Below are 23583 nucleotides of genomic sequence, written 5' to 3'. Positions count from 1 at the left end.
CCCGTCAACAGGGAGCAGGACCTGCCGGGCGACGCCTCCGCCGGGTGCGGCACGTCCGCGGGCGGTACCGCTAACCGACCAGCCACTGCTGCCGGGCGCGCGTGGAGGAGGTGCCGCGCGGTGCCGGTGCGCCGCTGTAGGAGGCGCGCGGCAGGGACCGGCACGAGTCCGTGGCGAGCACGTCGTCGATCAGTTCGTTGACGGCCTGGGCGATGCAATCCCGCTCCTCGCGGGGGAGCGGGGTGAGGCCGTGGAGATAGGCGTCGACCTCCAGCTCATCGAAGCAACCGCCGGAATTGAGGTAGTGCAGGTGCACGTCACGCAGTGTCAGGGATGACGCCGTCATGGCCGTGGAGGCGGTCTGGAACTGCAAGGCGGGCTCCTCTGGTGCACGGTGTCCTCGCACCCGGACGGCGCGGCGATCCCGCCCACCGTAGCCCCCGCCGTCTCAAGGGCTCCCGCAGGAAAGCTCAACTTTGACTCAAGGGGTTTCGCGCGCCGGAGGCGAACCGCCGAAAGAATAGTAAGGCTACTTAATTTCATTTCGAGCAGGAATGGGCTTATAGTTTCGGCAGGGCCTAGCAGCGGGCCATCGAACCACCATCGTGGAGCTGACCATGGAAACTTCCTCTTTTGTCGATTACCGTCCGCAGGCCGCTCAGCTGGCTGAGCCGGAGCAGCTCGGGTGGGGTGCGGTTCCACGGGTATCTCCCAGTACTGCCCCCCGGGTGGAGGAGTCGGAGTTCCCCGACGACCTCACGACCGTGTCCACCCGTCAACTCCGGGTCCTGTGCAACCAGGTGTACCGCCTGCTCGAGCGGGACTTCCCGCCATTGGACGCGCTGCACCGCTACGAAGTGCTGGTCGAGGAGATCGAGCGGCGTGAGGTGCAGGCCGAGGCCCGGACCACTCCCGTCAGGTCACGCAGCGGCTTCCGCGACAACTCCCTGTTCTCGCGGTTCGAGCTCTTCAGTGACGGCACCATGGTGGGCCATGTGAAGTACGAGATGAAGGGATCCCACGCCGTCCTGATCCAGGCCGTCGTCGATCCGCGGTTCGACGCCGTCGACGTCGAACCGGCGCTCATCCGCCAGGTGCTCCTCAATGCGCACAAGCGGCGCATCGCCGTCGTCCCCTACTGCCCGAGGGTCCGCGAGTTCCTCACGGAGTTCCCCCAGTACCGCGCACTCCTGCCTGCGGACCAGCGGGTACGGCTCGAGGCGACCCTGCGGGCGGCCGGGGAGGACTAGCGGGCGCTGTCGTCAGGAACCTGTTGCGCACCACGATGAGGTGGCGCACGTACGGGCGGAGCAGGATGCGCTCCACCGCCGTGCCGATCACCCCGAACGGTGCCGTGAACTCGATCCTGTCGATCATCGTCGTGGTGCCGTCGGCCGTGCTGAACTCGTGGACGTGCCGGAAGGCGCGGAACGGGCCCCGGAGCTGCTCGTCGACGAACCGGTGAGGGGCGTCGAACTCCGTGATGATGCTCGTCATCCGGATGGGGAGACCGAAGTGCCAGGCGCGCCAGGTGACCTGCTCGCCCAGGTCGATCAGTCCGCTCGTGACGCCGCCGACGGCGCGTTCACGCGAGAAGCGCATGGATCCGGTGTGCGCGTCGATGCTGCGGGAGCGCTCGAACAGTTCTGCCTGCCCCATGGGCGTGGTCGTGGTGCAGGTGAAGGCGACGGTCATGCCGCCAGTATCGCAGCCTGCCCCGGTATCGCAGTCGGTCCGGGGCGCGGCGGCGATGGAGGCGGTCAGGGGCGGACGAGCATCTTCCCCGTGTTGGCGCCGTTCATCATGGCGAGGAAGGCGTCGACGGCGTTCCCGATGCCGTCCACCACGGTCTCGTCGAAGACCACGCTGCCCTCGGTCAGCCAGTGCGTCATCTTTTTCGCGAACTCCGGCTGCAGGTCCTGGTGCTGCCCCACGATGAAGCCCTCCAGCTTCAGCGACCGCGTGACGAGATTGGCCAGATTGTCCGGGCCGGGTGTCCGCTCGGTGTCGTTGTACTGCGAGATCGCTCCGCAGAGCGCTGCGCGGCCGCCGGTGTTGAGGCGGTCGAGGGCGGCCTCCAGGTGGTCGCCGCCCACGTTGTCGAAGTAGACGTCGATGCCGTCCGGCGTGAGGGTGCGCAGCTGCTGCCGCACGGGAGCGTCCTTGTAGTTGAACGCCTCGTCGTATCCGTACCTGTCCTTGAGCAGGGACACCTTGGCCGCCGACCCGGCCGAGCCGAGGACGCGCGAGGCCCCGAGCTTGCGGGCGATCTGTCCGGCGATGGAGCCGACCGCGCCGGCGGCGCCGGAGATGAAGACGATGTCACCCTCCCGGAGGGCCGCGACGCGCTTGAGTCCGGCGTACGCCGTGAGACCGGTCATGCCGGCCGCGCCGAGGAAGGCTGACAGGGGCAGTCCCGTCTCCGGCAGGGGTGAGAACTGCTGCGCAGGGCCCTGGGTGACGTCCCGCCAGCCGAAGCCGTGGAGAACCGCGGTCCCGACGGGCAGGGTGTCGCTCCTCGACTCGATGACCCTGCCCACCGCACCGCCGGTCATGGTCTCGTCGAGGCCGAAGGGCTGGACGTAGGACCTGGCGTCGTTCATGCGACCCCGCATGTAGGGATCGACGGAGACGTACTCGTTGCGGACGCGCACTTCGTCCTCGCTGAGCTCCGGGAGGTCCACGGCGACCGTCCGGAAATCCGTTGGAGAGGGGGCGCCGACCGGACGGCGGACGAGCTGGATCTGGGTGCTGCTGCTGGTCATGCTGCTCCTCGTGCTGGGTTGCTTCCTGCAGGCGGCAACCTCGTATCCGGAGGAATTATTCCGGTTAGAGGGCGCGGGACAGCCGGGCCCGCAGTTCGCCTGCCGGTTCGGGCGCCGCAACCGGCTGGGGTGCGCGTCCCCACAGTCACAGAAGCAGTGGTTCCACCCCGCTGTGAACGGTCGGCTGCCCGTCCGCGGCCGCGCCCCGGACGACGGCGGCCTGTTCGGTCCCGAGGAGGACATCCCATGCGTGCCCTCCCGCTTCGAGACGGACTGCCGGTGGAGGGTGGGCCCGACGAGGTCGGAGAGGGCGCGGTATTCGCGGTCCAGCAGTTCCCGATATCGGCCGAACGGAAGGGCGTGAGGGGACGGCTGTTCCGTGCACCGAGTGTAGGTGCGCGCAGCCGTGGCCGCGCTATATTACCGCTGAGTAATATAGGCGACGCAGAGATCTACACGAGGGCCTTCATCGCCACGCGCCTCGCCTCCCGTTCCGGGCGGCGGGACTACCTGCCAATGCCTGCCCGCCCCCGCACGAACCGCTGGACGCCGTACAGCGCGAGCCCCAGCGCGAGGAGGATACCGGCTCGGAGCCAGATCTCGCCGGTCTGCTGCGTGAGGAGCAGGAGACATGATGCGATCGCGAGGTAGGGGAACACCGCCGGGATGCGGAAGTGCTGGTGCTGCACCTCGTCCTTCCGGAGTACGATGACGGCGATGTTGGTGCTCAGGAACACGAACAGGAGCAGCAGGACGACCGTCTGGGAGAGCGATTCGAGCCCGCCCGTCATGGTCAGGGCCATGGCCACGAGCGTCGTCGCTACGATGGCGACCCACGGTGTGCGGCGATGGGGCAGGACGCGGTCGAAGACCGACGGGAAGAGTCCCTGTTCCGCCATCCCATAGGTCAGCCGGCTGGACATGATCATGGTCAACAGGGCGCCATTGGCCACAGCGATGAGGGCCACCAGGCTGAAGAGCCCGTCCGGAATGCCCGCGCCAGTAGCCGCCACGACGTCGAGCAGGGGCGAACTCGACCCGGCGAGCTGATCAGGGGCGAGCGCTGCGGAAGCCGCGAGACCGATCAGGAGGTAGACGACGCCGGCCGTCAGCAGGGCACCGAAGATGGCCCTGGGGTACACGCGGCTGACGTCCCGGACCTCCTCGGCGACGTTCGCGGAGACCTCGAACCCGACGAAGGAGTAATACGCGATCAGGGATGCGCCAAGGACGGCGGATGCGGCGCTCACCCCAGGCGGGAACTCGTTGACGCGGGAGATGTCCCCGTTGCCTCCGGCGACGAAGATGCCGACGACGACGATGACCAGGACGAGCCCGGACACTTCGATGACAGTCATAACCACGTTGCTGCGCACGGACTCCTTGATCCCGCGCATGTTCAGCACGGCCAGCAGGGCGAGGAACACCAGGGCTGCGGGAACCGCGGGTACGTCGATGAACGTGGTGAGGTAGCCGCCGGCGAAGGCCTGTGCGAGCCCTGCGGCGCTCGTCACACCGGCCGCGAGCATGCAGAAGCCCACGAGGAAGGAGATGAACGGCTTTCGGAAGGCACGTTCGGCGAACACCGCGGCGCCGCCTGCCTTGGGGTATTTCGTCACGAGTTCGGCGTAAGATCCCGCGGTCAGGAGGGCCAGGGCCAGAGCCACCATGAGAGGCATCCAGATGGCACCGCCCACTTCGGCCGAGATCACGCCGACCAGGGCATACACACCGGCTCCCAAAACGTCGCCGAGTATGAAGAGGTACAGGAGCGGCCCCGAGATGCCGCGCTTCAATCGGGTGTCCGGAACCAGTTCTGTCGTAGCCACGAGCTCAAGTCTAGGGGGACTACGCAGCACGCAAGGCGATTATGCGGGTAGCGCCGTTCGGCGCGCAAGAGATACCGCCCGCCGCTTCCCGCCCCCTCCTCGGCGGTATCCACAGCATACTTACCCTCATCCACGAGGGCCGGGGGCGGCCACTCATGCCGACAGAGAGGTTTTCGATGAGTTGGCTCGACCGTGACCACAGCATCGCGCCACCGGGGTTCAACCGCTGGCTCATCCCACCCGCCGCGCTGGCCGTCCACCTGTGCATCGGGCAGGCGTACGCGACCAGCGTCTACAAGACGGCGCTGACGGCCCACTTCGGCGCCAGCCTGACGCAGATCGGCATCATCTTCTCGATCGCGATCGTGATGCTCGGCCTGTCCGCCGCGGTCCTCGGCACCTGGGTGGACCGCAACGGGCCGCGCAAGGCGATGTTCACCTCGGCCCTGTTCTGGACCTCCGGCTTCCTGGTGGGAGCGCTCGGCATCTTCACCCACCAGCTGTGGCTCGTCTACCTGGGGTACGGGATCATCGGCGGCATCGGCCTCGGCATCGGGTACATCTCGCCGGTGTCCACCCTGATCAAGTGGTTCCCCGACCGCCCGGGCCTCGCCACCGGCATGGCCATCATGGGGTTCGGCGGCGGCGCGCTGATCGCGAGCCCGCTGTCCACGCAGCTGCTCCGCGCGTACGATCCGAACTCGGGAGCCGAGGGCTGGGTAGCCAGCGGCGATGCCGTCGGAAAGCTGTTCCTGACCCTCGCAGCCATCTATCTCGTCTACATGATGTTCGGCGCCTTCACCATCAAGGTGCCGGCCGAGGGCTGGAAGCCCGACGGCTTCGATCCCTCCCAGCTGAAATCGAAGCCGCTGGTCACCACCGACAACGTGTCCGCGGCCAACGCGATCAAGACGCGCCAGTTCTGGCTCGTCTGGATCGTCCTGTTCTGCAACGTGACCGCCGGCATCGGGATCCTCGAACAGGCATCCCCGATGATCCAGGATTTCTTCCGCGGCGCGGACGGCACGACGGCGGTGTCGGTCGCCGTCGCCGGCGGCTTCGTGGGCCTGCTCTCGATCGGCAACATGGGCGGACGGTTCGTGTGGTCCACGACGTCGGACATCCTCGGACGCAAGCGCAACTACATGATCTACCTCGGCGTCGGAGCGGTCCTCTATGTGGTGCTGGCCCTGGCCGGATCGTCCACCACCCTGCTGTTCGTCGTGCTGGCCTTCGTGATCATCTCCTTCTACGGCGGCGGATTCGCCACCGTACCGGCGTACCTCCGCGACCTGTTCGGCACCTACCAGGTCGGCGCGATCCACGGACGCCTGCTCACCGCGTGGTCCGCTGCGGGCATCGCGGGGCCACTGATCGTGAACGGGATCCTCGACTCGCAGGGGACGCCCGGCGAGCTGACAGCCGCCGCCTACCAGCCCGCGCTGCTCACCATGGTGGGGCTGCTGATCGTGGGCTTCATCGCCAACCTGCTCGTCCGGCCCGTGGACTCCCGCTTCCACGAACCTACCGGTGACGCATCCCGACAATTCGCGAAGGAGGCCTGACATGACCGGAGCGCGCATCGCCGCCGTCTGGGCCCTCGTGGGAGTGCCCCTCGCCTACGGTGTCTTCCAGACACTCACGCGCGCCGCAGCCCTGTTCGGCGGCTGACGCGGAGGCCCTGAACGCCCGCCCCCGCACTGCGGGGGCGGGCGTTCAGGGTGCCGGCAGGACGCCGGTCTGGAGCGCCGGGCTGGTTGAATGGGACCAGGCCACCCGGGAGGATCCATGGACAGCACCAGCAAGCGCCAGGCGGACGCCGCCGGGCGCGGTGAGCTCCCGCCCCTCGACCGGGTGCGCGACGACGTCTGGGCCCTCGCGCAACCCATGCCCGGCGGCCACCTCGCCTACTCCTACACCTATCTGTTGCGGGGTGCTGACGGAGGTGTCCACGTCGTCGACCCGGGCTGGGACTCCGATGCGAACTGGGACCGGCTCACCGCGGCGCTCACGGAGATCGTCCCGGGGACGCCCGGCGCCGGGGCCGTCACCGGCATCACCGGGACGCATCTGCACCCCGACCACGTGGGCATGGCGGCCCGCCTGCGGGACGCATCGGGGGCGCAGCTCGCGATGCACGGCACCGAGCGTCACGCACTCGAAGGGCACAGCACGCGGGTCCTCGACATCGACGAGGTGATGGGGAGGCTGGAGGGGTGGGGCGTCCCCGAGGAGCGGCGAGGCGAACTCGCCCAGTACGTCGACCGGTCGCCCGCAGGACTCGTCCTGGCCGTGGACGGCGTGCTGTCCGACGGCGACGTCCTGCCCGTCCCGGGGTTCCGGCTCGAGGCCATGGCGACACCCGGCCACACGGCCGGGCACATCTGCCTCCGCGACGACGACCGCGGCCTGCTCTTCACGGGCGACCACGTGCTGCCGACCGTGTTCGCCGGCCTCGGACTCGGCGGCCCGGCGGCGTCGAACCCGCTTGCCGACTACCTCGCGTCGATCGACCGCGTGCGCCGCTACCCGGACCACGAAGCCCTGCCGGGACACGGCTACCGGTTCAGGGGACTGGCCGGGAGGGCGGAGGAGTGCGCGGAGCACCACCTGAAGCGCGCCCGGGAAGTGGCCGCAGTCCTGGCGGATGCGCGATCCGGCGGGCCGAGCATCTGGGACATCGCCGCACGGCTGACCTGGACCGCCGGCTGGGAGGGGCTGGAAGGCTTCCAGCTGCTCTCGGCGCTGACCCAGACGGAGATGCACCGGGACTTCGTCCGCACCACCTGGTGATGCCTGTAGGTCCCCGGAGAAGCGCTAGGTGAGCTTCGCCTTCCGGGAGAAGAGCTTCTGCAGCAGGATGAAGGCGAGCAGGAGGGCGCCGATCACGATGCGCGTCCACCAGGAGCTCAGGGTCCCCTCGTAGGAGATGAACGTCTGGACGATACCGAGGACGAGCACTCCGGCGAGGGATCCGAGGACGTAGCCGTACCCGCCGGTGAGCAGCGTGCCGCCCACCACCACGGCGGCGATCGCATCCAGTTCCATGCCGGTCGCCGCCAGGCTGTACCCGGAGAGGCTGTAGAAGGAGAAGAGGATCCCGCCGATCGCTGAGCACAGGCCGCTGATCCCGTACACGAGCACCTTGGTCCGCGGGACGGCGAGTCCCATGAGGAGCGCGGAGGACTCCCCACCGCCGATGGCGTACACGGTGCGCCCGAACCGGGTCTGGTGCAGGACGTAGAAGGCGACAGCGACGACGACCAGCGCGATCACGACTCCGGGAGAGACGAACAGCTTCTCGGCCAGCGGGATGCGTGCCTGCGCCATGGCGGTGAAGAACGGGTCGGTCACGGTGATGGAATCCACGCTGATCACGTAGCAGAGGCCGCGCGCCAGGAAGAGCCCGGCGAGGGTGACGATGAACGGCTGGATCTCGAAGACCTGGATGACCAGGCCCATGAGCAGGCCGAAGGTCGCGCCGGTCAGCAGCACGAGGGCTATCACGACGAAGGGGTTCCACCCGGCCTGCAGGAGCGCTGCCGCGATCATCATCGAGAGGGCGACGACGGACCCGACCGAGAGGTCGATCCCGCCGGTGAGGATGACGAAGGTCATGCCGACTGCGAGCACGATCAGGAAGGTGTTGTCGATGAGGAGGTTGAGGAAGACCTGCCCGGACAGGAAGCCCGGGTACATGCCGGCCCCGATGGCGAACATCGCGAGGAACAGCCCGACGGTCGCCAGGGTGGGCGCATAGCGGGCCTTGCCCTGGAGACGGCCGATGCGGGTGCGGCCCGGGCTGGCCGGGGTGCGGGTGAGGACGGACATCAGACGGCCACCTTTACGCCGGACTGCGGAACAGCGGGACGTCTGCGTCGCCGGAGGAGGTCCCGCGCCGTGCTGGACTGCAGGAGGCAGACGACGATGACGACCAGTGCCTTGAAGACGAGGGTGACTTCGGGCGGGATCCCCAGCGTGTAGACGGTGGTCGTGAGGGTCTGGATGATCAGGGCCCCCACCAGGGTCCCGACCAGACTGTACCGCCCGCCGGCCAGCGAGGTGCCACCGATGACGACGGCGAGGATCGCGTCCATCTCGATGTAGAGACCTGCGTTGTTCGCATCCGCCGCGGTCACGTTGGAGCTGATCATGAGGCCCGCGATGGCGGCACACAGGCCGCTGAAGACGTAGACGGTCCAGATGATGCTGCGCGCGCTGAGTCCGGCGAGGCGGCTGGCCACCGGATTGATGCCGACCGCTTCGATGAGGGTTCCGAGCGCCGTCCGGCGGGTCAGCAGGCCGGCGACGCCGAAGGCGGCTGCCGCGATGAGGATCGAGATCGGGAGGCCGAGGAAGAAGCCTGCTCCGATCGCCTGGTAGGAGTCGTTCGAGACGGAGATGATCTGGCCGTCCGTCACCAGTTGCGCCAGGCCGCGGCCGGCGGTCATGAGGACGAGGGTGGCGATGATCGGCTGGATACCGATCACCGAGACGAGGAAGCCGTTCCACAGTCCGAGCACCAGCCCCGCGACCACGGCGATGGCCACACCTCCAGTCGCCGTGCGGAGGGACGAGGGGTCGGGTGAATTGTAGATATAGGTGCAGGAGACGGCTCCGGCGATGGCGGCCACCGCTCCCACGGACAGGTCGATACCGCGGGAGGCGATGACGAGGGTCATGCCGAGGGCGATGAGGATCGTCGGGGCCCCGTTCCGGAGGATGTCGATCAGGCTGCCGTACAGGTGGCCGTCCTGGACGCGGACGGACAGGAAATCCGAGCGGAACAGCTGGTTGAGCACGAGCAACAGGACCAGGGCGAGTACCGGCCAGGTGAGGCGGTGCTTCAGCAGGGCATTCATGCGTGCGTTCCCGCGATGATCGTCATGACGTCTTCCATGGTGACTCCGTCGTTCGGTATGTGGCCGACCATCTGGCGGTCCTTGAGGATGGCGATGGAATCACTCAGGCGCAGCACTTCCTCGAGCTCGGCCGAGATGAAGATGATCGACATCCCGTCCGCCGCGAGGCTGCTGATGAGCCTCTGGATCTGGGTCTTCGCGCCGATGTCGATGCCCCGGGTGGGCTCGTCGAGGATGAGCAGCCGGGGGTTGGTGATCAGCCAGCGTGCAAGGAGCACCTTCTGCTGGTTGCCGCCGCTGAGGTTCCGGATCAGCGCGTCCTTGTTGGCGGGTCGGATGTCCAGGGCCCGGATGAACTTGTCGGCCAGCTGGTCCTGGGTGGAGCGGGGAACCCTTCTCAACCAGCCCTTGCTCGCCTGCATCGCCAGGACGAGGTTGTCCCGGACGGACAGATCGCCGATCAGTCCCTCCTCCTTCCTGTTCTCCGAGGAGAAGGCGATCCCCCTGGCGATCGCTGCTCGGGGACTGCGGAAGGTCTGCGCCGCGCCGTCGATGCTCAGGTGTCCCTGGTCCGCCCGGTCCGCACCGAACAGCAGCCGAGCCGTCTCCGTGCGGCCGGAGCCGAGAAGCCCGGCGAGGCCCAGGATCTCTCCTGGATGGAGGGCGACCGTCACGTCCCCGACCGATCCCTTCCGCCCCAGGTCCTGTGCCTGCAGCACCGGCGCCTCGTCCTGCCGGCCCGGCTGGCGGCGGCTTTCCGCCCGTTCCAGTTCTGCGAGGGCGTCCATCTCCTTGCCGATCATCTTCGAGATGAGTCCCATCCGCGGCAGTTCCCGCGTCCGGTACTCGCCTACGAGCCTGCCGTTCCGCAGGACGGTCATGCGGTCCGAGATCTCGTACACCTGCTCGATGAAGTGCGAGACGAACAGGATGGCCACGCCCCGGTCCCGGAGCGTCCGGATGACGGTGAAGAGCTGCTGGACCTCATCGGTGTCGAGGCTCGACGTCGGTTCGTCGAGGATGAGCACCTTGGCATCGACCTGGACCGAACGGGCGATCGCGATGAGCTGCTGGATGGCGATGGAGTGCGTGGAGAGCACGGAGCCGGGGTCGATGTGCCCGAGCTGCAGCTGGTCGAGGACCTCCCTCGCCTTCCTCCGGACCTCCTTCCAGTGGATGCCGCCGCGCCGCCGGGGTTCGCGCCCCAACAGGATGTTCTCCTCGACGGACAGGTTGGGGCAGAGGTTCACTTCCTGGTATACCGTGCTGATGCCTGCGGCCTGCGCCTCGGCCGGGCCCGAGAAGCGGTGCGTCGCGCCCATCACGGTGATCGTCCCGCTGTCGATCGGATAGACGCCGGTCAGCGCCTTGATGAGCGTCGATTTTCCGGCGCCGTTCTCTCCCATCAGGGCATGGACTTCACCCTGGAACAGACGCAGGTCCACACCGTCCAGCGCTTTCACGCCCGGGAACTCGATGGAGATGCCGCTCATGTCCACCACGGGGACGATCTCGTTCATGTGCTGTCATTCCTCTCGCGGGATGCGGTGGGCGTGCCCACCGCATCCCGGGGATGGCGCCCGGTCGGCCTGCCCGCAGGCCGGCCGATGCCGTTGCCGGCCTAGTATTCGCGGCTGGCGAGGACTTCCTTGGCCTGCTCGGGGGTGAAGGCCGACTCCTCGGTGACGACGCGGGCCGGAACCTCCTCACCGGCGACGACCTTTTCCGCCAAGTCCATGAGCTGATCGCCGAGGAGCGGGTTGCACTCGACGATGTAGTTGATCTTGCCCTCGGAGAGCGCCGTCATGCCGTCCTTGACGGCGTCGACGGTGATGATCTTGATGTCCTTGCCGGGGACCTTGCCGGCGGCCTCGATGGCTTCGATGGCACCGAGGCCCATGTCGTCATTGTGGGCGTAGACGACGTCGATGTCAGGAGTGTTCTTGAGGAACGCCTCCATGACCTGCTTGCCGCCACTGCGCGTGAAGTCGCCGGTCTGGGACTGGACGATCTTCAGGTCCGGATCCGCGGCGATCGCCGCTTCGAAGCCTTCCTTCCGGTCGATCGCCGGAGCGGCCCCCGTGGTTCCCTGCAGTTCCACGATGTTGATCGGCCCGTCGGTCGAGGCGGAGTCCTGCACGAGCCAGTCGCCGGCCTTCTTGCCCTCCTCCACGAAGTCCGACCCGAGGAAGGTCTTGTACAGCGAGGTGTCGGACGAGTCGACGGAACGGTCCGTCAGGATGACGGGGATGTCGGCGTCCTTGGCCTCCTTCAGGACGGTATCCCAGCCCGACTCCACCACCGGGGAGAAGGCGATGACGTCCACCTGCTGCTGGATGTAGGACCGGATCGCCTTGATCTGGTTCTCCTGCTTCTGCTGGGCGTCGGAGAACTTGAGGTCGATACCCGCTTCCTTCGCCGAGTCCTGGACCGACTTCGTGTTGGCGGTGCGCCAGCCGCTCTCCGCGCCGACCTGGGCGAAGCCCATCGTGATGCCGTCGTCGGAACCGCCGCTGGATTCACCGCCGGCACCGGACCCTCCGCCGCATGCCGTGAGGGCCAGGGTTGCGGCTGCGACCGCCACGAGAGATTTCTTGAACACTGCTGCCTCCTGGATTTCGGGACCACAGCAAGGAGCAGGTGCACCGTCGTTGCTGCGCCGGGCTTCGTGCCCTGCGAGCCATTGTGAACGCTAACATCGGGGCCGTCAAGAGATACATCCGCCGTCCTGGCAGCAGCCGCACGGCTCGCCAGGGCCGGCTGACGAGTGGTGCCGCACGTCGTGCATACTGGGACCATATGGGGAGTTAGGCGATGCTCAATGACCGAAGTGACAGCACCGCGGGGGCCGAGTCTCACGGACGTCGCGACCCTGGCAGGCGTCTCCCATCAGACGGTCTCCCGGGTCGTGAACCGGCACCCTAATGTCAGCGAGGCCACGCGCAGGAAAGTCCGGGCGGCCATCTCCGAGCTCGACTACCGCCCCAATGCCGCCGCCCGGTCACTCGCGACCGGGAGGACCCACTCGATCGGGATCCTCGCCGGCGAGCTGGCGCAGTACGGACCGTCGAGCGTCCTCATGGGGATCCAGGACGCCGCGCGCGCCGCGGGATACTTCCTGACCGTGGTGACCCTCCGGGACTACTCCGAGAGGGCGGTGAACGAAGCGCTCAGCGATCTCCTCGGCCACGGGGTGGAGGGGGTCATCGCGGTCACGCCGCACGTCTCGGCCCTCGAGGTGCTCGCGGAGGTGCAGGGCAGCACCCCGATGGTCACCGTGGGCGGAGGCCATGGCCTCGGACGGGACGTCGCACTCGACCAGGAGAGCGGGGCCATCGCTGCTGTCGAGCATCTGGTGGAGCTCGGGCACACCAGGATCGCCCACCTCGCCGGCCCGCTGGACTGGGTCGACGCGCAGCGGCGGCTGGGGGGCTGGCGGTCCGCCCTCGGAAAGCACCATCTGGCCGAAGGGCCCGTGTACCAGGGGGACTGGAGTGCGCGGTCGGGGTACGAGGCCGGTCGTGCCGTCGACCTCGACGGCGGACCCACCGCCATTTTCGCGAGCAACGACCAGATGGCGCTCGGGCTGCTGAAAGCCCTGCGCGAGCGGGGCTGCCGCGTACCCCGGGATGTCAGCGTCATCGGCTTCGACGATGTGCCGGAGGCCGAATTCTACGAGCCGTCGCTGACCACCGTGCGCCAGGAGTTCCAGGACCTGGGCCGGTCCTGCATCGAGGCCCTGATCGCCCGCCCCGGTGGAGCGTCGATGCAGGGCGACTCCTTCCGCCCCCGGTTGGTGGTCCGCTCGAGCACGGCTCCCGCCGGCGGCCACCGGCCCTGAGCCACCGGTCCCGGAACCGCCCCGCTGCAGTGCTGCGCGCGAGGCGACCGCCGGTGACCGCCCTGCGCGGCGCCCCTCCACTGAAATCTTTCAACTTTTCCGGCGAATCTGCCCCTGCCTGCCTCCGGCCTCTATACGCTTCCTCCATGGACGCAGTGAAGGGGCCCGACGGAGAGGCGTTCGATCGAGCGATCGAGGTGCTGGAGGAGCAGACGAGTGTGCTGTGGCGCCGCGAGCGGACCACCTCCCATGCCCTCGCGAAGAACGTGCACCCCGACATGGAGCCGGCTGCCTACGGGATCCTGACGCTCCTTCAGCGGGAGGGATCCCTGCGGGCGACGGACATCGCCGCGAGCATCGGCGTGGGAAAGCCCTCGGTGAGCAGACAGCTCGCAGGGCTGGAACGGCTGGGCCTGGTCGTCCGACAGCTCGACCCCTACGACGCCCGCTCCCAGCGCGTCCTGCTCACCGCGCTCGGCGAGCAGCAGCTCGCGGCCGCGCAGAGCGGGCGGCGCATCGCCTTCACCGCACTGATGCGCACCTGGAAGCCCGAGGACGTGAAGAACCTCGGTGCGTTGATCGCCCGGCTCAACGCGGCCTACACGAAGGACACCTGGTAGCCGGTCAGTCCTCGCTCCACCCGGAACCCTCGCGGAACCGCCCCACCCTCCGGCCCGCTCCCGACTCCAGGGAATCCCCGGAGTCCTCGAAGAGCTCGCCGGTGTCGGCCTTGCTGTGCTGGAGGAGCTGCTCCGCTTCGGTCCGCGCGGCCTCCAGGCTGTCGGCGGCGATCCGGCTGCGGGCAGGCAGGGCGTCGACGTGGACCACCCGCCCGGCGGTCTCGCTGACGGGGACGGAGCCGTCATCGGCGTCATCGACCGGCAGGTCCGCTCCGCCGCTTTCTGCGGGGACAAGGTACTCGAGGAAGTAGGCCATGCTCCACCCTGTCACCGCCGGACGGGCTCCGGCCAGCACGGGGTGTGCTCCGCGGCAGCTTGTCCGTCCGTACACGGACTGCTAGGCCGCCGGGCGGGGGAGCGCCCGTCAAATCGCGGGAGCTCCGCCCGCCCGGATGCGCAGCCTGCTGATCCACCCCTAGATTGGAGGCATGGCCGACACGACACAGCACGAAGAAGCAACCCCGACCATCCCCTCGCCGCTCGAGCAGCTCGCCGAGGCGCACCGGGTGGGGACCACCTTCAAGGGGTGGGACGGCAAGCCCGCCCGGGTCGCCCCGGAGACCCTCATCACGGTCCTCGCGGCCCTCGGCGTGGACGCCGGATCGGACGCGGCCATCGCCCGGGCCCTGGAGGACGTGGACGCCGGACCGTGGAGCTCGGTCCTGCCCGCCGTCGTCGTGGTGCGCCAGCGCGACAGGGACCCGGTGCTGCTCCACGTGCCCGCCGGGGCCGAGGTCGAGTTCTGGGCCGTCGACGAGGACGGCATCCACTACACCGGGACAGTCGCCGAGGCCACGGAGACGCGGACCGTCGACGGGCAGGACCTCGAACGGCGGCACGGCACGCTGCCCCACGCCCTGCCCCTCGGCTGGCACACGCTGCACGCGGTCGTCGACGGGCAGCAGTCGTCGTGCACCTTCGTGGTCACGCCCGACCGGCTGAGCACGACGGCGGCCCTGATGGACCACCGCACCTGGGGGCTCATGGCCCAGCTCTATTCGGTCCGGTCGTCGGCGTCCTGGGGCATCGGCGACCTCGCGGACCTGGGCGGGCTGGCGCAGGCCGCCGCCGCCCAGGGAGGCGGGTTCGTGCTGGTGAACCCGCTGCACGCCGCCGAGCCCGTACCACCCGTGGAGCCGTCCCCGTACCTGCCGACCACCCGGCGCTACTTCCACCCCCTGTACCTGAGGATCGAGGACATCCCGGAGTACGCGCGACTCGACGACGCCGCTCGCGCCAGGATCGGTGACCTCGCCGCCCGGTTCACCGGAGCCAACACGGCCACCGATCTCCTCGACCGGGACTCGTCCTACGCCGCCAAGCTCGAAGCCCTCGAGCTCGTGTTCGCCGTCGAGCGTCCCGCACAGCGCCAGCACGACTTCGACGCCTACCGGGCCCACCAGGGCCAGGGGCTCGCCGACTTCGCGCTGTGGTCGGCGCTCGCCGAGACGCTCGCCCCCGGGGCACCTGAATGGCACGACGTCGGACGCCCCGGCTCGCCGGGCGCCCGCGAGTTCGCGGAGCGCCATGCCGCCCGGATCGAGTTCCACGAGTGGCTGCAGTGGCTCGTCGATGAGCAGCTGCAGGAGGCACAGCTCGAAGCCACCGGTGCCGGCATGTCCATCGGCGTGGTGCACGACCTCGCGGTCGGAGTGCATCCCAGTGGCGCGGATGCGTGGGCGCTGCAGGACGTGCTCGCCGCCGGCATCAGCGTCGGCGCCCCGCCGGACATGTTCAACCAGCACGGCCAGGACTGGAGCCAGCCGCCGTGGCACCCGGAGCGGCTCGCCGAGTCCGGGTATGCGGCCTTCCGCGACATGCTCCGGAACATCCTCCGCCATGCGGGCGGTATCCGGGTGGACCACATCCTCGGCCTGTTCCGGCTGTGGTGGATCCCCCAGGGTGCCCAGCCCGGGGGAGGAGCCTACGTCTACTACGACCACAAGGCGCTGATCGGCATCCTCGCCCTCGAGGCGGAGCGCGCCGGGGCGATCGTCGTCGGCGAGGACCTCGGCGTGTTCGAACCCGGGGTGCAGGAGTACCTGGCGGAGCGTGGGATCTTCGGCACCTCGATCCTCTGGTTCGAGCAGGACGAGGACGGGCCCCTGCCTCCCGAGTCCTACCGCAAGGGATGCCTGACCACCGTCACGGTGCACGACCTCCCACCGAGTGCGGGCTACCTGGCGGGCGAGCACGTGCTGCTGCGCGAGAAGCTCGGCCTGCTCAGCCGCCCCGTGGAGGAGGAGCAGGCCGAGGACCGCGCCACCCAGGAGAAGTTCCTCGCGCTCCTGCGGCAGCGCGGCCTGCTCGAGGGCGAGGCGCCGGTCGTCCAGGAGACCGTCGAGGCGCTGCACGCCCTCATCGCGCAGACCCCGTCGGTGCTGCTGGGCGTCGCGCTCGCCGACGCCGTCGGGGAGCGCCGCACGCAGAACCAGCCGGGCACCAACGACGAGTACCCGAACTGGCGGATCCCCCTCGCCGACGCCGAGGGGAAGGCCGTCCTCGTCGAGGATCTCGCCGGGAACCAGCGCTTCGCATCGCTCATCGCAGCCCTGGGGATTCCTGCCACGGAGGGCGCCACCGGGCCCATCGCCTGACCGCAACAAGAATCTGGGACCGCACCGGATCGTCCCTTCGTGGTCGGATGGAGGAATGGACAGCCCGGAAGACCAGACGTACGACGTCGTCATCATCGGCGGTGGGCTGTCGGGGCTGAGCGCCGCGCTCGTCCTCGGGCGGGCGCGGCGACGCGTCGCCGTGATCGATGCGGGAACGCCCCGGAACGCTCCGGCGGATGCGGCCTACGGGTTCATCACCAGGGACGGGACCCCGCCCGGGAGCCTCGTCTCGCTCGCGCGCCAGGATCTGGAACCGTACGGGGTGCGGTTCCTCGACGGCTCCGCGGAGCGCGCCGAACAGGCGCCGAGCAGCTGGACCGTCAGTACGGCGGACGGGGTGGCCGTGCAGGGGCGCCAGCTGCTGCTGGCGACGGGCCTCCGCGACGTCCTCCCCGTCCTGCCGGGCGCCCGGGAGGCGTGGGGTCGCGGCCTCCTGCAGTGCCCCTACTGCCACGGCTGGGAGGTCCGCGACCAGGCTCTCGGCGTCCTGGGCTCGGCCCCGACCTCCATCCATCAGGCGCTGCTCGTCCGCCAGTGGTCCGAGGACGTGACCTTCTTCCCCCACCTCCTCGGCGCGCTGTCGGAGGACGACGAGCGACGCCTGCGCAATCGTGGTGTCCGGATCGCGGAGGCGCGCGTCCGGCACCTGGCCCTGGGGCCGGATGACGGCGGGCCGCGTCCGCTGCAGGGCGTCGGCCTCGAGGACGGTTCGCTGGTTCCCTGCTCCGCGATCTTCTGCGAGCCCGGTGCCGATGCGGGCCTGCCCCTGCTGGCCGACCTCGGCTGCGAGATGCGCGACGACGGCTGCGTGTCGACCGACGACATCGGGCGTACCTCCATCGACCGGGTCTGGGCCGTCGGCAATGCCGCGGATCCCGCCGCCCAGCTGGTGCCGGCCGCGGGGGACGCCTACCGGATGGCGGTCGCCATCAACGCCATGCTGGTCGAGGAGGACTGCGAGACCTGCATGGAGGCCGAGGAAGCGGTCAGCGAGGGCGTCTGAGACCCGCCGGGCGGACCGGGGCGCGGACACGGCGAAGGCCCCGGTCGGACCGGGGCCTTCGCGCGACTGCGGCTACCTCGCGACTGCGGCTACCTCGCTGCTGCGACTACCTGTCGAGGTCGGGGCGCGTCTGCCCGTCCTGGCCCTGGAAGGGGGCGTCCTCGGTGAGGAGGGGATCCCCGCCGCTCGGGCCGAGGCCGGCACTTCCCGTGTCCATGGCGGTGACGACCGGCGGAACGTCCAGGGGGAGGTCACCGCTCGCGCCCACGTCCTTGCCCGGGTTCTGGGGTGCTGTGGCGCCGTCGTCCGACGACGATCCGCCCTTCTTCAGCTTGCCCTTCAGGGAGTCCTGCAGCGCCGGTGCCTTGCTCTTGATCGTGTCGGTGGTGGAGCTGACCCTGTCCTGCACCGTGGGGCTGTTCCACACCTTCTGGGCCCTCGTCCGCAGCTGCTCGTAGGCGCCCCGGCCTGCCCGGGTGCCGAGGACGTAGCCAACACCCATGCCCGCCCCGAAAACCAGTCTGTTCTTCACGCTGTTCTCCCTTCGGTGGATTGCCGTGCTTCCGAATCTAGACCACTGCACCAAGGGGGGCGAGGGGCATTTTCGGCGCGCGGCGCCCGGGCTCTCCGGAAGACAGCCGATCGGCCCCTGCTGCTCGACGCGCAGGGCACCTGGGGGAGCAGCGCGTTCAGGAGGAGTAGCGGCCGCCTACCGCAGACGGAAGCGGCCACCGCTCTTCTTCGAGCTGGTGGTCGCCTGCCAGTCCGTGAGGTTGTACACCGCCACCAGGACGCCGCCCATGAGCAGCCAGAAGGCACGGGCCCGGCCCTCCCGAGCCACGCCGGTGAGCAGCGGAGCCAGGGCGTAGAGGGGCGTGCTGCCCAGGTCCGCCGTGCGGTGGGCGCGGAAGCTGATCAGCGGCGCGATGGCGAAGGGCTGGTCGGTGATCGCGTTGACGGCACCCTGGGTGGCACCGAACATCGCGAAGAAAAGCCGTGCCTTACAACTCATGCCGAAGAGCGACGGAAGGGTGAGCATCGACGCGGAGAAGCCGTAGTCGATGAGTCCGTGCTGCCGGGGAGTGATGGGCTTTGTCATGCCGCCAACGCTAGGAACACCGGAACCCTGCCACAACGGATAACCGGCACTCCGCAGCTGTTGACAAGCCCGCGACGGCTCGCCCCGGTGCCCGCGGCTCGTGTCGGCGGCGGAGGCTACTCTGTGCCCGGGACCACGGACGGAGCAGGGGAGGGATCATGCCCGAGGGGGACAGCGTCTTCCGGCTCGCGGCGAGGCTGAGGAAATCCCTCGACGGCCGCACCCTGAAGCGCGGGGACCTCCGTGTCCCCGCCCATGCCACCACCACACTGGACGGCATGCGCGTGACGGAGCATGTGACCCATGGAAAGCACCTGCTGACGCGGTTCGACGGCGGCCTCACCCTCCACACGCACCTGCTGATGCAGGGGTCGTGGACGGTGACGGCCGCAGGACGGACGCTGCCCCGCAGGCTCCTGCCCGATGCCCGCGTGATCCTCGAGGTGGAGGACGGGCCGACGGCGTACGGCCTGGACCTGCCCGTCGTCGACCTGCTGCCCACCCGTGCGGAGGGTGACGTCGTGGGGTACCTCGGCCCGGACCCGCTGCGCGATGACTGGTCCGCGGACGAAGCGGTCCGCAGGCTCGGCCGGGATCCCGCCGTGCGCGTCGCCGCTGCCCTCCTCGACCAGCGCAACGTCGCCGGTTTCGGCAACCTCTGGGTCAACGAGCTCTGCTTCCTCAGGGGCCTCCACCCGGACACGGTCATGGCCGACGTCGACGTCCCCGCCCTGGTGGCACTCGGGGCGCGGTGCCTGCGCTTCTCCGCCACCCGGCCCGGAGCGCACCAGGTCACCACGGGCACCCTCCGCAGGGGTGAGCGGCACTGGGTGGTGGGCCGGGCCGGCAGGCCGTGCCTGCGCTGCGGGACGGCCATACGTGTTCGGGCCGAGGTGCCCGGCGACCCGGGCCGCCGTCGTACCTGGTGGTGTCCGCGCTGCCAGTCCCCGCGCTCCTCCGCCTGACGCTGCGCTCCGTCCCCGTCAGCGGCGTGCTGCGAGGCCCGCCCTGAACGCGTCGGCGGAGGCGGAGGTGCTGTTGATCCGCCAGTCCGCTTCCTTGTTGATGTGGAACCAGACGAGGGCGACGACGTCCTGCTGCGCGGACACATAGCGGAACAGGGTGGTGATCCACTGGGGCTTCGACCCGCCCACCTCGGAGGAAGCCGTCTCCGCGATCATGATCGGAGTGCCGGGGGCGAGCTGCCGCAGCTGCGTGATGCCCTCCCCGAACAGCACCTCGGGTTCCTGCCACGCGCTCCACGACTGCGAGGTGCCCCAGTTGTAGCCGTCCAGCGCCACGACGTCGACGTAGTCCCCGCCCGGGTAGAGCTGATCCAGGGGCGTCGAGCCCCAGTAGGGCACGTTCGGGTTCCAGACCCAGCTGATGTTGGTCGCGCCCGTCGACGCGACGACGTCGTGCACGTGCCGGTAGGCGGCGATGTAGTCGCCCGCGCCATTGCCGTTGACGCCCTCGGCCCACGGATACCAGTTGCCGTTCATCTCGTGCGCGAACCGGAGGTAGACGGGTTGGCCCCACTGGCCGAGCGCCGTACCCCACTCCCGGAGGTAGGTGTCGAAGTCTCCCGCCGCGATGCGGTCGAGGGAGTAGGCGGGCTGCTCCGTGCCGCCGCCCCACGTCCAGGGTTCCCAGGTCAGGAGTGTCTCGGCGCCCCGGGCCCGCACGGCGTCGAGTTCGGCGAGTGGCGCCGCCTGGTTGAAGTCCTTGTAGGACAGCACGATCGAGGGAGCCTCGCCGGCGAGGGCAGCAACCTCGTCCAGTTCACCGCCGGCGGCAGCTCCGCCGTTCGTGCCCACACCGAACCGGATGGTCCTGGTGCCGGGGGGCGCGGGAACAGGGTCGACGACGGTGAACGAGGCACTTGCGACGGCGCTGCCGGCCGTGGCCGTGACGGTCACGGTGCCCGGCGCGGTGGGCATTCCGATCGACACCTGGAACGTGCCCGTGGAGGTCGTCGTCACGGCCACCTTCGCGGTGCCGGCGACGACGGTGCCCTTTGTGCGCTTCGGGAACCCGGCGCCCGTGACGGTGACGGGGGAGCCGGCTTCCCCGGACGTGCTGCTCAGGGTGATCGTCGCTGCGGCCTGAGCGGGGGGTGTCAGTCCGAACGTGAGGACCGCCATCGCTGTGACGAGGAGGAGGAGGCGGTAGGTGGTTCCACGGGCGGAGCCGGCGGATACGCGGGAAGCTGGAAGCATGATCGGCACCTAGGTGTTCGGTAGCCCGGCTGACCGCAGGGGTCCCGTGGCTTTGCGTCCCCGGCTCGCGCCGGGTTTGCCCTTGTCGCCGGGCGGCTGCCCGAGCGGTGCGTCTCCCGCGCGGCGGGAGCCTCCTCCATTGTCCCGAGCGCGCTGCCCCGCGACGGTCTTCTGCGCCTGAAGTATGCCGAAGGATTCGTGCAGGTCTTCCGCAGGCCGTCCCGGCGCCGCGCCGACGGCACGCCGGGCTCCTCGATTCGTGCCCGGTGGCAGGACCGGAAGGGCTGCCGTGCTGGGAATTCCGTGTGTCGTGCACCACAATGGGTCCTGCCACGGTATCGAGGCTCCCGTGGCGGGTCTAGTGAGGGGGACGGATGAATCAGGGACCGGCATTCACGAACACCATCGCCTTGCAGGTGGACGCGTTCACCCCGTCCTTCGAGGCGCAGATCGGCCCTGTGCTCGCCGAGGTGTTCGCCCGCGAGCAGCAGGACCTCCGCCGCGCCGGCCTCCCCCGGGGGGTCGCACGAGTGGGCGACACGCTACCCGACTCCTTCCTGTACGACGCGGGCGGACAGCGGACGCGGCTGAGCGAGGTGCTCGGCGCCGCGGCCGCCATCATCGTGTTCTACCGCGGTTCCTGGTGTCCCTACTGCAGCATCGCGCTGAAGACGTACCAGCGCGAGCTCCGTCCCGTCGTCGAGGCCTTCGGGACCCGACTCATCGCGATCAGTCCGCAGGAGCCGGATTCCGCGGTCCGGGCCGCCCGGGACGACGGGCTCCATTTCGCTCTCTATGCGGACAGGGGCAATGCCCTGGCCGCGCGCCTCGGGATCGTGAGTGTGCCGGGTCCCGATGTGGTGCGGGCGCAGGCAGCCCTGGGCATCGACGTGGCAGGCCTCAATATGGACGGGACCGGCGCCATCCCGTTCCCCACGGTGGTCGTGGCCGACGCCACGGGCACCATCCGCCTCATCGACCCACGGGTGGACTACACGACGCGCACGGAGGCCTGCGACATCATCGACGCCCTCGTGGCACTGTAGCCGCCCCTTCAGGGCCGGATGCCGCCGGAGCGGCCTCCGCGGGGAGCTCCGACGTGATGTCACCGACGGTCGCACCGAGCGAGGCCAGCAGCGGATCCGCATCCGTGAACAGCAGATAATCCCGGGAGCCCGAGCCCATGCCGATACGGCGTCCTGGGATCCGCTCGTCGGCATAGACCGGAAGGACACTGCTGCTGCCCAGTGGCGTGATGGTCCCGGACTCGTATCCCGTGATCTCGCGTGCCGCCTCCGGTTTCACGAGGGACGCCTTGTTCACCGCCAGCAGCGACCGCAGCTTCGCCCAGTCCAGTCGCCGCGTCCCCGGGATGAGCACGAAGACCGTGGTCCCGCCGCTGACCTTGGCCACCATCGTCTTGACGCCGTCGGCACCGGAGAGGCCCTGGGCCGTCGCCGCGTCGTCGAACGTGCCGTGGTCCGTCCTGGGTACCAGGACGACGTCGAGTGCACGGGCCGCGGCATCGCGTTCTGAGGGCAGGGGGCGGGGGCGGGAGAGTCCATGGTGCCCTATGGTAGGGCGCCGGTGCTCGATCGGGCGACGAGGTTCCCGGCAGGCATGCGGGCCGTCTGGACGGCGCCCGTGTCCAGCAGCCCCAGGAGCAGTTCCGCGGCAATCCGACCCTGCAGGCCCGGATTGCGGGCCAGTGCCGTGACGGAGGGTGAGGCCAGCTCGCAGTGCAGGGAGTCGTCCCAACTCACCAGGGCGACGTCGTCCGGGCAGCGCAGGCCCACGGCGCGCATCGCCAGCAGCCCACCCATCGACATCAGGTCGTTCCCGAAGACGAGTGCGGTGATCCCCTCCCCTGCGCGGAGGAGCGCTCCGGCTGCATCACGACCGGAATCGAGCGAATAGTCCGCCTCGTACTGGGTCACCGAGATGCCGTGCCGGCCGGCGCGGTCCTGCACGCCCCTGATCCGCGCTTCCTCGTGCAGGAAGCTGCGGGGGCCGGAGACGTGGGCGATCCGCCGATGATTGGCCCGGTGGAGATGGTCCACGATGGTGGCGGCGTCCAGCGCGTGGTCGGTCGTGGTTCCCGATCGGACAGCGGCACCTTCCGTGACCGGCGCTCCATGCAGCACGAAGGGAAGCCTCAGCCGCTCGAGCAGGGCGGGCCGGGGGTCGGCGTGGCGATGGTCGAACAGGATGACGCCGTCCACCTTGCGCTCACCGGCCCAGCGCTCGTAGGTGGCCCGCTCCTGTTCCGGATCCTTGCCCACCATCCGCAGCATCAGGGCCATGTCCCCCTCGGCGAGCGCGGTCTCGATGCCGGTAAGAAGGCCCATGTAGTACGGTTCAGTGCCGATCAGGAGGGGGTCCGCGGACAGCACCATCCCCACGGCGCCTGCCCGGGACCGGGAGAGGGCGCGGGCTGAGGAGCTGGGATACCACCCGAGTTCATCGGCGAGGTCCAGGACACGACGCCGGGTCAGCTCGCTCACTCCCGGCTGGCCGTTGAGAGCGTAGGAGACGGATGCCTTCGAGATGCCCAGGCGCTGCGCGAGACCGGCGATGGTTTCCTTGGCCATGGATTACACAATAGCCCCGCGATTCCTTGACCGGCCCGGGACTATCGCCTAGGTTCGACCCATCACCTGAACCGGT

General features: G+C 69.3%; 24 protein-coding genes and 1 riboswitch. Of the genes, 10 read left to right on the top strand and 14 right to left on the bottom strand.

Annotation, left to right across the window (positions count from 1 at the left end; genetic code table 11):
- Positions 1-70: 70 nt before the first annotated feature.
- Complete coding sequence (locus ACX80I_RS12045) at positions 71-373, bottom strand: hypothetical protein (protein WP_459345358.1); 303 nt, start codon at positions 371-373, stop codon at positions 71-73.
- Positions 374-617: 244 nt separating this feature from the next.
- On the opposite strand from ACX80I_RS12045, the gene ACX80I_RS12040 reads away from it, so the two are divergent.
- Positions 618-1250 (top strand): GNAT family N-acetyltransferase, encoded by a 633-nt coding sequence (locus ACX80I_RS12040; protein ID WP_459345357.1) that lies wholly within the window; start codon positions 618-620, stop codon positions 1248-1250.
- Here ACX80I_RS12040 and ACX80I_RS12035 read toward each other — a convergent pair.
- The 3 genes from ACX80I_RS12035 to ACX80I_RS12025 all read right to left on the bottom strand — a co-directional run bounded on the left by ACX80I_RS12035 (position 1162) and on the right by ACX80I_RS12025 (position 4594).
- Positions 1162-1695 carry an SRPBCC family protein gene (locus tag ACX80I_RS12035; protein WP_459345356.1) on the bottom strand — a complete coding sequence of 178 codons (534 nt, stop codon included), beginning with the start codon at positions 1693-1695 and terminating at the stop codon, positions 1162-1164. The two genes, ACX80I_RS12040 and ACX80I_RS12035, sit on opposite strands and share 89 nt — an antisense overlap.
- A 65-nt stretch (positions 1696-1760) precedes the next feature.
- On the bottom strand, positions 1761-2765 hold the full coding sequence (locus tag ACX80I_RS12030; RefSeq protein WP_459345355.1) for an NADP-dependent oxidoreductase: 1005 nt from the start codon (positions 2763-2765) through the stop codon (positions 1761-1763).
- A 506-nt stretch (positions 2766-3271) separates the two neighbouring features.
- Complete coding sequence (locus ACX80I_RS12025) at positions 3272-4594, bottom strand: APC family permease (protein WP_459345354.1); 1323 nt, start codon at positions 4592-4594, stop codon at positions 3272-3274.
- A 176-nt stretch (positions 4595-4770) separates the two neighbouring features.
- On the opposite strand from ACX80I_RS12025, the gene ACX80I_RS12020 reads away from it, so the two are divergent.
- The 3 genes from ACX80I_RS12020 (at position 4771) to ACX80I_RS12010 (ending at position 7387) form a co-directional block, all read left to right on the top strand.
- Positions 4771-6159 carry an OFA family MFS transporter gene (locus tag ACX80I_RS12020; RefSeq protein ID WP_459345353.1) on the top strand — a complete coding sequence of 463 codons (1389 nt, stop codon included), beginning with the start codon at positions 4771-4773 and terminating at the stop codon, positions 6157-6159.
- A gap of 1 nt (position 6160) precedes the next feature.
- Positions 6161-6265, top strand: coding sequence for an MFS transporter small subunit (locus tag ACX80I_RS12015; protein ID WP_459345352.1), 105 nt, complete (start codon positions 6161-6163; stop codon positions 6263-6265).
- 117 nt (positions 6266-6382) lie between these two features.
- On the top strand, positions 6383-7387 hold the full coding sequence (locus tag ACX80I_RS12010) for an MBL fold metallo-hydrolase (protein ID WP_459345351.1): 1005 nt from the start codon (positions 6383-6385) through the stop codon (positions 7385-7387).
- Between the two features lie 24 nt (positions 7388-7411).
- Here the strand turns inward: ACX80I_RS12010 and yjfF are convergent, their stop codons facing one another.
- From yjfF to ACX80I_RS11990, 4 genes are all read right to left on the bottom strand, one after another.
- A complete protein-coding gene (gene yjfF, locus ACX80I_RS12005; protein WP_459345350.1) occupies positions 7412-8425 on the bottom strand; it encodes a galactofuranose ABC transporter, permease protein YjfF in 1014 nt (337 codons plus the stop codon).
- A complete protein-coding gene (locus ACX80I_RS12000) occupies positions 8425-9456 on the bottom strand; it encodes an ABC transporter permease (protein WP_459345349.1) in 1032 nt (343 codons plus the stop codon). The genes yjfF and ACX80I_RS12000 overlap by 1 nt, the downstream gene beginning before the upstream one ends.
- Entirely contained in the window at positions 9453-10976 is a 1524-nt protein-coding gene (locus ACX80I_RS11995; protein WP_459345348.1) for a sugar ABC transporter ATP-binding protein, read from the bottom strand. The genes ACX80I_RS12000 and ACX80I_RS11995 overlap by 4 nt, the downstream gene beginning before the upstream one ends.
- 101 nt (positions 10977-11077) lie before the next feature.
- A complete protein-coding gene (locus ACX80I_RS11990; RefSeq protein WP_459345347.1) occupies positions 11078-12058 on the bottom strand; it encodes an ABC transporter substrate-binding protein in 981 nt (326 codons plus the stop codon).
- Between the two features lie 219 nt (positions 12059-12277).
- On the opposite strand from ACX80I_RS11990, the gene ACX80I_RS11985 reads away from it, so the two are divergent.
- On the top strand, positions 12278-13297 hold the full coding sequence (locus ACX80I_RS11985; protein ID WP_459345346.1) for a LacI family DNA-binding transcriptional regulator: 1020 nt from the start codon (positions 12278-12280) through the stop codon (positions 13295-13297).
- Between the two features lie 146 nt (positions 13298-13443).
- Positions 13444-13917: a MarR family winged helix-turn-helix transcriptional regulator gene (locus tag ACX80I_RS11980; RefSeq protein WP_459345345.1), complete on the top strand. Its 474-nt coding sequence runs from the start codon at positions 13444-13446 to the stop codon at positions 13915-13917.
- 4 nt (positions 13918-13921) lie between these two features.
- Here ACX80I_RS11980 and ACX80I_RS11975 read toward each other — a convergent pair whose 3' ends face one another.
- Positions 13922-14233 (bottom strand): hypothetical protein, encoded by a 312-nt coding sequence (locus tag ACX80I_RS11975; RefSeq protein ID WP_459345344.1) that lies wholly within the window; start codon positions 14231-14233, stop codon positions 13922-13924.
- A gap of 172 nt (positions 14234-14405) precedes the next feature.
- Between ACX80I_RS11975 and malQ the strand changes: the two genes are divergently transcribed.
- Positions 14406-16574, top strand: coding sequence for a 4-alpha-glucanotransferase (gene malQ, locus ACX80I_RS11970; protein ID WP_459345343.1), 2169 nt, complete (start codon positions 14406-14408; stop codon positions 16572-16574).
- Positions 16575-16629: 55 nt separating this feature from the next.
- Positions 16630-17598, top strand: coding sequence for an NAD(P)/FAD-dependent oxidoreductase (locus ACX80I_RS11965; RefSeq protein ID WP_459345342.1), 969 nt, complete (start codon positions 16630-16632; stop codon positions 17596-17598).
- 106 nt (positions 17599-17704) lie between these two features.
- Here ACX80I_RS11965 and ACX80I_RS11960 read toward each other — a convergent pair whose 3' ends face one another.
- A complete protein-coding gene (locus ACX80I_RS11960) occupies positions 17705-18130 on the bottom strand; it encodes a hypothetical protein (protein WP_459345341.1) in 426 nt (141 codons plus the stop codon).
- 177 nt (positions 18131-18307) lie between these two features.
- Positions 18308-18697 carry a hypothetical protein gene (locus ACX80I_RS11955; protein ID WP_459345340.1) on the bottom strand — a complete coding sequence of 130 codons (390 nt, stop codon included), beginning with the start codon at positions 18695-18697 and terminating at the stop codon, positions 18308-18310.
- Positions 18698-18855: 158 nt separating this feature from the next.
- Here ACX80I_RS11955 and ACX80I_RS11950 point away from each other — a divergent pair, with 158 nt between their 5' ends.
- Positions 18856-19662, top strand: a complete 807-nt coding sequence (locus tag ACX80I_RS11950; RefSeq protein WP_459345339.1) for a DNA-formamidopyrimidine glycosylase family protein — start codon at positions 18856-18858, stop codon at positions 19660-19662.
- A gap of 18 nt (positions 19663-19680) precedes the next feature.
- On the opposite strand, the gene ACX80I_RS11945 is transcribed toward ACX80I_RS11950, so the two are convergent.
- Positions 19681-20916 (bottom strand): glycoside hydrolase family 26 protein, encoded by a 1236-nt coding sequence (locus tag ACX80I_RS11945; protein ID WP_459345338.1) that lies wholly within the window; start codon positions 20914-20916, stop codon positions 19681-19683.
- A 16-nt stretch (positions 20917-20932) separates the two neighbouring features.
- Positions 20933-21007, bottom strand: a riboswitch (cyclic di-GMP riboswitch).
- Positions 21008-21290: 283 nt separating this feature from the next.
- Between ACX80I_RS11945 and ACX80I_RS11940 the strand changes: the two genes are divergently transcribed.
- Positions 21291-21962, top strand: a complete 672-nt coding sequence (locus ACX80I_RS11940; RefSeq protein ID WP_459345337.1) for a peroxiredoxin-like family protein — start codon at positions 21291-21293, stop codon at positions 21960-21962.
- Here the strand turns inward: ACX80I_RS11940 and ACX80I_RS11935 are convergent.
- On the bottom strand, positions 21937-22413 hold the full coding sequence (locus ACX80I_RS11935) for an aminoacyl-tRNA deacylase (RefSeq protein WP_459345434.1): 477 nt from the start codon (positions 22411-22413) through the stop codon (positions 21937-21939). The two genes, ACX80I_RS11940 and ACX80I_RS11935, sit on opposite strands and share 26 nt — an antisense overlap.
- A gap of 74 nt (positions 22414-22487) precedes the next feature.
- Positions 22488-23507: a LacI family DNA-binding transcriptional regulator gene (locus ACX80I_RS11930; protein WP_459345336.1), complete on the bottom strand. Its 1020-nt coding sequence runs from the start codon at positions 23505-23507 to the stop codon at positions 22488-22490.
- Between the last annotated feature and the right edge of the window lie 76 nt (positions 23508-23583).

It is taken from the genome of Arthrobacter rhamnosi, from assembly GCF_054510855.1.
This window is presented reverse-complemented; position numbering and strand designations above follow the sequence as displayed.

Coding starts and splice junctions, on each gene's coding strand:
- ACX80I_RS11955 (WP_459345340.1), bottom strand. CDS start 18,697: ATGACAAAGCCCATCACTCCCCGGCAGCACGGACTCATCGACTACGGC.
- ACX80I_RS12015 (WP_459345352.1), top strand. CDS start 6,161: ATGACCGGAGCGCGCATCGCCGCCGTCTGGGCCCTCGTGGGAGTGCCC.
- ACX80I_RS11965 (WP_459345342.1), top strand. CDS start 16,630: ATGGACAGCCCGGAAGACCAGACGTACGACGTCGTCATCATCGGCGGT.
- yjfF (WP_459345350.1), bottom strand. CDS start 8,425: ATGTCCGTCCTCACCCGCACCCCGGCCAGCCCGGGCCGCACCCGCATC.
- ACX80I_RS11930 (WP_459345336.1), bottom strand. CDS start 23,507: ATGGCCAAGGAAACCATCGCCGGTCTCGCGCAGCGCCTGGGCATCTCG.
- ACX80I_RS11950 (WP_459345339.1), top strand. CDS start 18,856: ATGCCCGAGGGGGACAGCGTCTTCCGGCTCGCGGCGAGGCTGAGGAAA.
- ACX80I_RS11975 (WP_459345344.1), bottom strand. CDS start 14,233: ATGGCCTACTTCCTCGAGTACCTTGTCCCCGCAGAAAGCGGCGGAGCG.
- ACX80I_RS12035 (WP_459345356.1), bottom strand. CDS start 1,695: ATGACCGTCGCCTTCACCTGCACCACGACCACGCCCATGGGGCAGGCA.
- ACX80I_RS11985 (WP_459345346.1), top strand. CDS start 12,278: ATGACCGAAGTGACAGCACCGCGGGGGCCGAGTCTCACGGACGTCGCG.
- ACX80I_RS11995 (WP_459345348.1), bottom strand. CDS start 10,976: ATGAACGAGATCGTCCCCGTGGTGGACATGAGCGGCATCTCCATCGAG.
- ACX80I_RS12040 (WP_459345357.1), top strand. CDS start 618: ATGGAAACTTCCTCTTTTGTCGATTACCGTCCGCAGGCCGCTCAGCTG.
- ACX80I_RS12030 (WP_459345355.1), bottom strand. CDS start 2,765: ATGACCAGCAGCAGCACCCAGATCCAGCTCGTCCGCCGTCCGGTCGGC.
- ACX80I_RS12000 (WP_459345349.1), bottom strand. CDS start 9,456: ATGAATGCCCTGCTGAAGCACCGCCTCACCTGGCCGGTACTCGCCCTG.
- ACX80I_RS11940 (WP_459345337.1), top strand. CDS start 21,291: ATGAATCAGGGACCGGCATTCACGAACACCATCGCCTTGCAGGTGGAC.
- ACX80I_RS12010 (WP_459345351.1), top strand. CDS start 6,383: ATGGACAGCACCAGCAAGCGCCAGGCGGACGCCGCCGGGCGCGGTGAG.
- ACX80I_RS11945 (WP_459345338.1), bottom strand. CDS start 20,916: ATGCTTCCAGCTTCCCGCGTATCCGCCGGCTCCGCCCGTGGAACCACC.
- ACX80I_RS11980 (WP_459345345.1), top strand. CDS start 13,444: ATGGACGCAGTGAAGGGGCCCGACGGAGAGGCGTTCGATCGAGCGATC.
- ACX80I_RS12020 (WP_459345353.1), top strand. CDS start 4,771: ATGAGTTGGCTCGACCGTGACCACAGCATCGCGCCACCGGGGTTCAAC.
- malQ (WP_459345343.1), top strand. CDS start 14,406: ATGGCCGACACGACACAGCACGAAGAAGCAACCCCGACCATCCCCTCG.